The 7,866-nt window shown below is 66.3% G+C and carries 9 protein-coding genes; 4 read left to right on the top strand and 5 right to left on the bottom strand.

Annotated elements, in window-relative coordinates; translation table 11 throughout:
• Positions 1-70 precede the first annotated feature (70 nt).
• Positions 71-1,162 (bottom strand): XdhC family protein, encoded by a 1,092-nt coding sequence (locus NZN28_RS13255; protein ID WP_295398907.1) that lies wholly within the window; start codon positions 1,160-1,162, stop codon positions 71-73.
• A 151-nt stretch (positions 1,163-1,313) separates the two neighbouring features.
• Between NZN28_RS13255 and NZN28_RS13250 the strand changes: the two genes are divergently transcribed.
• The 4 genes from NZN28_RS13250 to NZN28_RS13235 are packed head-to-tail and all read left to right on the top strand — an operon-like array spanning position 1,314 to position 4,676.
• Positions 1,314-2,174, top strand: coding sequence for a transporter substrate-binding domain-containing protein (locus tag NZN28_RS13250; protein WP_295398905.1), 861 nt, complete (start codon positions 1,314-1,316; stop codon positions 2,172-2,174).
• Positions 2,161-3,135: an ABC transporter ATP-binding protein gene (locus tag NZN28_RS13245; RefSeq protein ID WP_295398903.1), complete on the top strand. Its 975-nt coding sequence runs from the start codon at positions 2,161-2,163 to the stop codon at positions 3,133-3,135. The genes NZN28_RS13250 and NZN28_RS13245 overlap by 14 nt, the downstream gene beginning before the upstream one ends.
• A 3-nt stretch (positions 3,136-3,138) precedes the next feature.
• Positions 3,139-3,939 carry an ABC transporter permease gene (locus NZN28_RS13240; protein WP_295398901.1) on the top strand — a complete coding sequence of 267 codons (801 nt, stop codon included), beginning with the start codon at positions 3,139-3,141 and terminating at the stop codon, positions 3,937-3,939.
• On the top strand, positions 3,936-4,676 hold the full coding sequence (locus NZN28_RS13235; protein ID WP_295398899.1) for a hypothetical protein: 741 nt from the start codon (positions 3,936-3,938) through the stop codon (positions 4,674-4,676). The genes NZN28_RS13240 and NZN28_RS13235 overlap by 4 nt, the downstream gene beginning before the upstream one ends.
• Here the strand turns inward: NZN28_RS13235 and NZN28_RS13230 are convergent.
• Genes NZN28_RS13230 through NZN28_RS13215 form a run of 4 tightly spaced genes read right to left on the bottom strand, consistent with a single transcriptional unit; the run spans position 4,576 to position 7,641 of the window.
• Positions 4,576-5,184, bottom strand: a complete 609-nt coding sequence (locus NZN28_RS13230; RefSeq protein WP_295398896.1) for a hypothetical protein — start codon at positions 5,182-5,184, stop codon at positions 4,576-4,578. The genes NZN28_RS13235 and NZN28_RS13230 overlap by 101 nt on opposite strands.
• Entirely contained in the window at positions 5,181-5,891 is a 711-nt protein-coding gene (locus NZN28_RS13225; RefSeq protein WP_295398894.1) for an ABC transporter ATP-binding protein, read from the bottom strand. The genes NZN28_RS13230 and NZN28_RS13225 overlap by 4 nt, the downstream gene beginning before the upstream one ends.
• The gene (locus NZN28_RS13220) at positions 5,888-6,661 is read right to left on the bottom strand and encodes an ABC transporter permease (protein WP_295398892.1); all 774 of its coding nucleotides are present in this window, start codon (positions 6,659-6,661) and stop codon (positions 5,888-5,890) included. Before NZN28_RS13220 ends, NZN28_RS13225 begins: the two co-directional genes overlap by 4 nt.
• Before the next feature lie 11 nt (positions 6,662-6,672).
• The gene (locus NZN28_RS13215; RefSeq protein ID WP_295398890.1) at positions 6,673-7,641 is read right to left on the bottom strand and encodes an ABC transporter substrate-binding protein; all 969 of its coding nucleotides are present in this window, start codon (positions 7,639-7,641) and stop codon (positions 6,673-6,675) included.
• Positions 7,642-7,866: the final 225 nt, after the last annotated feature.

Raw genomic sequence — 7,866 nt, 5'->3', positions numbered from 1 at the left:
GGCGCAACTACCAGGGCTTCGGGGCCTCCAATGCCTCGGTGCGCATCGCCGCCCAGATGCGGCGGATTGCTCAGAGTGCGTAGGTGGGCCTCCCTTCCGGTTCGTGGATGCCTGCCCTCTTCTCGCTCAGAAAACCTCCCTTGAAGCCCCTTTGCAAGGCCACAATCTCGGCCAGCGCGGCTAGGGCAATCTCCTCCGGGCTCTCTGCACCTATGTCCACCCCAATCGGGTTGCGCAGGCGGGCCAGTTGTTCCGGGCTGGGTTCAAACCCTTCGGACTTGAGGGCCTCCAGCATCTTCTCCAGCCGGCTCCTGGGCCCCAACACCCCCACGTAGCGGGCCGGGGACTCCAAAGCGAAGCGCAGGGCCTTGCGGTCAATCTCCAGGTGGTGGTTCATCACGATAACGTGCTGCCTTGGGGTCAGACGCACCCGCTCGGCAAACTCCTCGGGGGCCGCCTGAACCACCTGACACCCTTCGAAACCCTCCAGCATATCCGGCCTTGCGTCCACCACCGTAACCCGGAAACCCAGCACCAGGGCCTGGTTGGCCATGGGCTTGGCGTCGTGGCCCGCACCAAAAAGCACCAGTTCTGGAATGGGGCTGCTCAGATCAAAGAAGACCTCGGCCTCCTGGACATAGCGGGTGGTGGAGCGGGAATTGCCGCTTTTCATCTGCCGGGCAGTTCGCAAAACCTGCTCGTGGAGCTCCTCAGGCAGTATCTGCCCCTCCACACCACCGTCGGGCTTCAACCAAATCCGCCCCTCGCCCCCACCAATAACCGTAGCCAGCACCGAGCCTTCTTCCTCTAGGCTGTCCTCGAGCCACCGGTGGAAAAGGCCTCCCCGGTACACCGGCTCCACCCAGACCTCCACCGTGCCCCCGCAGCCCGGCCACCAGGACTTCTCCTCGTCGTAGTCAAAGATGGTGCGCTCCGGCCTCCCCCATGCCAGGACCTGCATGGCCCGCTCGATCATCTCCTGTTCCAAACACCCCCCGGAGATCATGCAGGCCGAGCCTCCGTCCTCCCGCACCAGCATCTTGGCTCCCTCCCGCCGGTAAGCCGAGCCAACCACCCGCACCACGGTGGCCACGGCGGCTTCCTTACCCTCGGCCCAGGCGGCCTCGAGGGCCTCCAGCAAAGTCTTCGCTTCGTTTGCCATATACCCTAGATAAGCTTAGCAAGCCCGCAGCCCCGCACATACCCCTAAGCGTCACATTCGGGGCCGTTCCGGTCATGCTGGAAACGAGGGCAAACTTGACATTCCCGCCCCGTACGCACCCATACTATATGGGCAAAGCAAAGGAGGCCTTATGCGCACGATGGCTTGGCTGGCACTGCTGCTGAGCGGTGCGGTCTGGGCCCAGCCCCAGGAATATCCCTTTCCGAACCGCTTTCTAAAAACCGACCGGGCCCTTACCTTCTGCTTAGACAAACAAAACCCCCTCTGGCCCCTGGAGGAGCAGGTTGCGCGGGAGTTAGCCCGGCTCTTGGGCCGGCCGGCCAAGTTCTACATACACCGCGAGGCCCAGCCAAACCCCAGCGCCCCGCCCATCCCCGTCACCCGGCGCGAGTTCCAGGTGCTCTTGGCGCGTTACTGCGATGTGTACATGGGTCTCTTGGGAAGCACCACCGCTGCTTTCGACTACCCCGCCGACGAGCAGATGCTCGCCACGCGCCCCTATTACAAATCCCGCTACCTCTTCGTTAGCCGCCAGTTCAGCAAGCTGGGCCAGGTGCCCAAGACCGAGCCTATCGGCATCGTGGGCCGCAGCCTGCCCTACAACCTAATCCTGCGCCAGCAGCCTGGGCGCTATAGCCTCTACCCGGTGGTCAGCTCCGAAACCCTGGCCCAGAGACTATTGTCGGGGGAGCTGAGGCACGGAATCATCTTCGCGCCGGCCCTCTATGGCCTGGAGAAAAACCCGGAGCAGAAGGGCCTCCAGGTTAGCGCCCTCGAGGGCATCCCCAACACCGACTGGTACGTGATCGCCGCCGTGGCCAGGGACCGGGTCACGCTGCGCGACCAGCTTGACCAGGCCATCCAGCGCCTGCTGCAGAGCGGCCGCATGGCCGGGCTGGTGCGGCAGCAGGGCCTGCCTACGGCCTTCTTCACCCCCACCTCGCCCACCGAGAAGCGGCCCGAGTCTGAAAGCAACGATGACAACCGCTGAACCGCTCCTTTACGCCCAAAGCCTCCGCTACCGCTACGGCGAGACCCTGGCCCTAGACCGGGTGAGCCTCGAGGTGCCGCCGGGGTTCTTCGCCCTTTTGGGCCCCAACGGGGCCGGCAAGAGCACCCTGGTGGGCCTGCTGGCCACCCTGCTGGCCCCTCAGGAGGGCGAGGCCTGGGTGCTGGGGCACTCGGTCAGGCAGCACCCTCGGCGGGTACGGCAGCTGTTGGGCCTGGTCTTCCAGGAGCCGAGCCTGGACGAGCGGCTCACCGTCTACGAGAACCTCTCCTTCCACGCCCTGATTTACGGCATGGGCTTCGGCCACGCCCGGCGCATTGCCCAGGTGCTGGAGCTGGTTGAGCTGGCAGAGTGGGCCCAGGCCCCGGTGCGGGCCCTCTCGCGCGGCATGAAGCGAAGGCTGGAGCTGGGGCGGGCCATCCTGCACCGGCCCCGGCTGCTGCTGTTGGACGAGCCCACCACCGGCCTAGACGTGCAGAGCCGCCGCCGCATCTGGGACTATCTGCGGGCCTTGCAGGGCGAGGGGGTGAGCCTGCTCCTCACCACCCACCAGCTCGAGGAGGCCGAGCAAGCCGACCAGGTGGCCATTCTGGACCGGGGGCGGCTCATCGAGCAGGGCCGCCCGGAGGAGCTAAAAAGGCGCCACGGCGCGGCCCGCATCCTGCTTTCCCTGGCCGACGAGGCCCTGGCCGAGCAGCTTCTGCGGGAGCAGGGCGGCTATCGGGAAGGGGAGCGGATCGGCTTTGAGACCGCCCAGCCGCAGGAATTCCTGGCCCGCTTCATGCCCCAGCACGGCGGGGCGGTGCGGCACCTCGAGGTGCGCTACCCCAGCCTCGAGGACGTCTTCCTCAAGCTCACCGGCCGGGCCCTGCGCGACGAGGGGCCCGATGGCCGCCAGGCCCTCCTGGCCTTCGCCCAAAAAGGCGGCGAGCACACGCGCTAGGCTATGGTCTACTTTCTTCAGGTGCTCTACGCGGTCTGGAGCCGGGAGCTCAAGCGCAGCCTGCGGGAGTCGGGGCAGCTCATGGGGGCTTTCAGCCGGCCCCTGTTGTGGGTGCTGGTCTTCGGGGTGGGCCTCTCCCCTTTCTTCCGCACCGGCCTGCGCGAGACCAGTTTCTTGGTGCCCTTCACCTACGTGCAGTTCATCTTCCCGGCGGTGGCCGTGCTCAACATCATGTACCCGGCGGTGCAGGCGGCGGTCTCCCTCATCTACGACCGCGAGTTCGGCTTCTTCCGCGAGGTGCTGGCCTCCCCCGCAGCCCGGCCCGCGGTCTTCCTGGGCAAGCTGCTGGGCGGGGCCAGCCTGGCTTTGCTGCAGGGCCTGCTGGTGCTGCTTTTAGCCCCTTTCGTGGATGTGCCCATGCCCTGGGGGGTCTTCCTGGCCTGCTTTTTCCCCATGCTGCTCATCGCCCTGGCCTTCACCGCGCTGGGCCTGATTATCGCCTCGAGAATCCAGAGCTTCGAGGGGTTTGGGGTCTTCGCCAACACGCTAATTCTGCCGGTCTACTTTCTGGCCAGCTCCATCTTCCCCCTCGACCCCTCCCTCACCGTGGAGCAGCAGCAGCAGATCTTCCCCCCCTGGCTGGTCTTCCTGGTGCGCATCAACCCCCTGACCTACGCCATTGACGTGCTGCGGGGGGCCAGCATCGGCTTCCAGCAGTTCGACCCCCTCACCGGCTGGCTGGTGCTGGGCCTCTCGACCCTTGGGCTGGTGGGCTGGGCCTACTACGAGTTCAACCGCCGATGAGAAGCCCCTACCGCGGCAGCCTGCTCACCTTTCTGGTGGGGCTGGCCCTGCTGCTGCTGGCCCGCGAGCTGCCCCCCGACCTCTCCCTTAGCCGGGTGCAGGAGGCCGGGGTGCTTAGGGTCTGCCACCCCCCGAGCCTACCCCCCCTGATTGAGCGCGAGGGGCGGGGCCAGGAGGCCGAGCTGGCCCGGCGCATCGCCAAGGCCCTGGGGGTGGAGGCCCAGTTCAACCTGCAGGCGGGCTGGGGGCTGGGCCAGGATCCGGTGGACTGGGGCCTGCGGCCCGAGTCCTGCGACCTGCTGGTAGGGGGCGTCTTGCTGGGGCGCGAAACCCAGCAGCTCCTGAGCCCCCTGCCCTACCGGAAAAGCCAGTGGGGGCTGCTGGGCCAAGGGCCCAGGGTGGGCCTGCTGGCCCCTTTCTGGGGGGCCGACCGGCTGGCCCTTTCCGAGTGGCTGGAGGCCCAGGGCTACCAGGTGGAGTATCTGGACGACCCGGCGGGGGCCGGGGCGGCCTTAGATCGGGGCGAGGTAACGGGGCTGCTGACCCTCGAGGTGCTGCGCCCGGCGCTGCCGTCGCTAGCCTGGCAGCCGGCTGGCCTCGAGGCCGAACTCGCCGTGGGGGTCTGGAAAGGCCGCACTACCCTGAAGCGGGCCGTGTCCAAGGCGCTAGCGCAAGCCGCGCAAAGCCTCTCGCCAGAAGTTCCTGAAGGCCAAAGAAGGCGAGAATCAGGACGGTAAAAAAGAGCAGGTGCTCGGGGCTAAAGTAAAGCGTATAAAAGCGGAACTCGGCCCCCAGGCCGCTCTTGCGCGAGAAGAGCTCGCCGATGACCACCACCGCCCAGCCCAGCCGAAAACCCCGCCTAATCTGGGCCGCCCGGCTCTGCTCGGGGAGCTTGCGCCGGCCCAGGGCCGAGGCCAGGTGAACGCTTTGCACCAGCAGAACCAGCCCAAACAGCACCCGCTCGTCCAGGCCCAGGTAGGGGATGATGTTCACCGCCGGGATAATCAGAAGCCAGGGCAGGGCCAGAAGGCTCAAAAGCCAGGGGGTGAGCCAGGCCTCCAGCCCGGCCCAGCGGCGCATGGCCCAGCCCAGCCCGGCCCCCAGCAAAGCGCCCAGGAGCATGGGGGGCAGCCAGCGGGAGAGGCTATAGCCCAGGTGCTCCAGGCCCAGAGCCCCGTGCGCCGCCAGCCACTCCCGCGCCAGCCAGGCCGCCACCAAGAGCAGCGCCGCTGCCAGCCACCTCATGCCCCGGCCTCCAGGCAGCGCACCAGGCTGCGGGCAAACTGCCAAAGCTCGGGGGCCTCCAGGTCGCGGGGGCGGGGGAAGGGCACCTCGAGCTCGGCCAGCACCCGGGCCGGCGAGCGGCTCAGCAGCAGCACCCGGTCGGCTAGGTAGGCCGCCTCGAGGGGGTTGTGGGTGACCAAAATCACCGTGGCCGCGGTCTGGGCCAGCCAGCCCTGTAGCTCCACCCGCATCTGCTGCGCGGTGAGCTCGTCCAGGCTGGAGAAAGGCTCGTCCAAAAGAAGCAGGCTGGGCTCGATGAGCAAGGCCCGGGCCACCCCGGCCCGTTGCTGCATGCCGAGCGAGACCTGGTGAGGGTAGTAGCGGCCATAGCCGCCCAGCCCCACCCGCCGGAGCCAGTCCTGCACCTTGGCCCCATCGGGCCTGCGCAGGGCGAAGGCCAGGTTGCGCTCGAGGGTGAGCCAGGGCAGAAGGCGGGGCTCCTGGAAGACGTAGCCCACCCGGGGCCGGGGTTCCAGGATGAGCTGGCCCTGGTAGTCCTCCAGACCGGCCAGGATGTGCAGCAGGGTGGTCTTGCCGCAGCCCGAGGGCCCCAAAACGGCCAGGAACTGACCGGGCTCGAGCGCGAAGCTGAGCCGCTCCAGCACCTTTTTTTCCTCCTGGCCGCGCAGAAAACTCTTGGAAAGCTCCTGCAAGACCACCCGGGTCACGCCGTAGCCTCCCGCGCCCGCCAGCGGCCGGCCCGCTGCCCCCCCCAGGCCAGCAGGGCGTCCAGCGCCACCAGCGCCACTGTTATGGCCAGACCGTAGGCCAGGATGCCTCGCATCTCGAACATCTGGAAGTAGAAGGCGATCTGGTAGCCCACCCCGCTGGTGCGGCCCAGCAGTTCGGCGAAGACGATCATCTTCCAGCACAAGGACAAAGTAGCCCGGGCGGTGCCCCAGACGAAGGGTGCCAGCTGCGGCCAGGCTACGAAGTAGAGCACCTCCAAAGCCCCCTTGCCGAACACCCGGCTCATCTGGAAGAGCCTGGGGTCGAGCGTCCGCACCCCCTCGCGCACCTGCACCACCACCGTGGGCAGCACAATCAGAAAAACCGAGAGCACCGCGGCCAGCTCATTGAGGCCCAACAACACGTAGGCCACCACAATCGGCAGAATGCGGGGAATCGCCAGCCCCAGAGCTACCCAGCCCTCCAGAAGCCCCTCGAAGCGCTGGGAACGGCCCGAGGCGAAGCCAAGCGCCAGGCCCACCCCCATAGCCAGGGCAAAGGCCAGCAGCACCCGCTGAAGGGTGATGCCCACCTGGACGAGCAGCACCCCGCGCTCGAGTTCCCGCTGCACGAAGGCCCAGGTTTCCCCCGGCCCCGGCATCAGCTTGGGGCCCAGCCAGGCCGAAAGAACCAACCAGGCTAGTAGGATAGAAGCGTAAGAGGCCCCGCGATAAAGCCAGCTTCGGACAACCAGGTTAGCCTGGGTCACACTGGAAGCACTCACCTCAGCGCCACCGCAAACTGGGTGCTGAAGGCCCTGGGGTCAAACCGCTCGATACCCACAATCTCCGGCCCGGCCACCGCCAGAAGCCGCTCCACCAGCAGGCGCAAGGAGATAAGCGAGCTGGCATCCCAGCGCTGCGGCAGGCCGCTCTCCCAGCGCTTGCGCAGGGCGGGGAGCTGGCTCTTATCGGGCAAGGCGTAGAGCCGGGCCTCCAAAATGGCCTCCCAGATGGCGCTATCTTGCTTCATCCGCTCCGAGGCTAGCTGCACCGCCCGCAAAAAGCGGCGCAGGGCCTCGGGGTCGGCGTCCTCTCGGGCGATGATGAAGAGTAGCGGCACATCGGTGGGCAGGCCCAGCTCGCGCAGGATGGTGGCCGAGCTGAGGAGCTCGCGGTACTGCCCGGTGGCCTGCATGCGGGCCAGGTGATGCCACAGGGGCAGGGCCGCCTCGAGCTGCCCCCGCTCCATCAGCTCGGCCATCAAAGGCGAGCCCACTGCGCTCACCTTGCTCTGCTGCAGCGGGTCGAAGCCGTGCTTGCGGATGCAAAGGGCCCTAAGCATCAGGAAGGTTTTGTCAGTGAGGCTGGTGGTGCCTATGCTCCGCCCCTTGAGGTCGGCCAGGCTCTGGATGGGGCTTTTGACCGGCACCGCCACGCCTCCGGTCAGCAAGCTGTAGGGGTGGATGGCCCGTACTGGAAAGCCCCGGTCTCGCAGGAGCTGCACCTCCACGAAGTCGTCCACCACAATCTGCACTTCACCCGAGCGCAAGGCCAGCCGGTTGGCGTCCTTGCTGGCGAAGGTGGTGGCCTTGACCTCGAGGCCCAGCTCCCTCCCTAGACCGTAACGTTCAATGGCTAGCATGATCCATGAGAGGGTTCCCCCCGCCTGCAAACCCACCCGCACCGACTTGTCTTGCGCCCAGGCGATTGGAACCAGGAGCACTGCGCAAACCAGCCATACTTTCATCTGAAAACCTCCTTTGTTGTTGTGCCCTTACGCTAATACTCAAGAGTTGCCGCTGTCAAAATTTTTCTAGAGTTCAGCCTTGCCGGAAAATTGATGTTTCTAGTCTTTTGCGAAAATTCCGAATACTTGACTGGTTGGGTTTGTAACAGTTATTTATAGCGCAAGCTACAATTCAATCTTTTTTCCAGGAGGCTGCAGCCATGAAAGTTTCTAGAAAGTCGATCG

It is taken from the genome of Meiothermus sp. (genome assembly GCF_025056915.1).
In the GTDB taxonomy this organism is placed as follows: domain Bacteria; phylum Deinococcota; class Deinococci; order Deinococcales; family Thermaceae; genus Meiothermus.
This window is presented reverse-complemented; position numbering and strand designations above follow the sequence as displayed.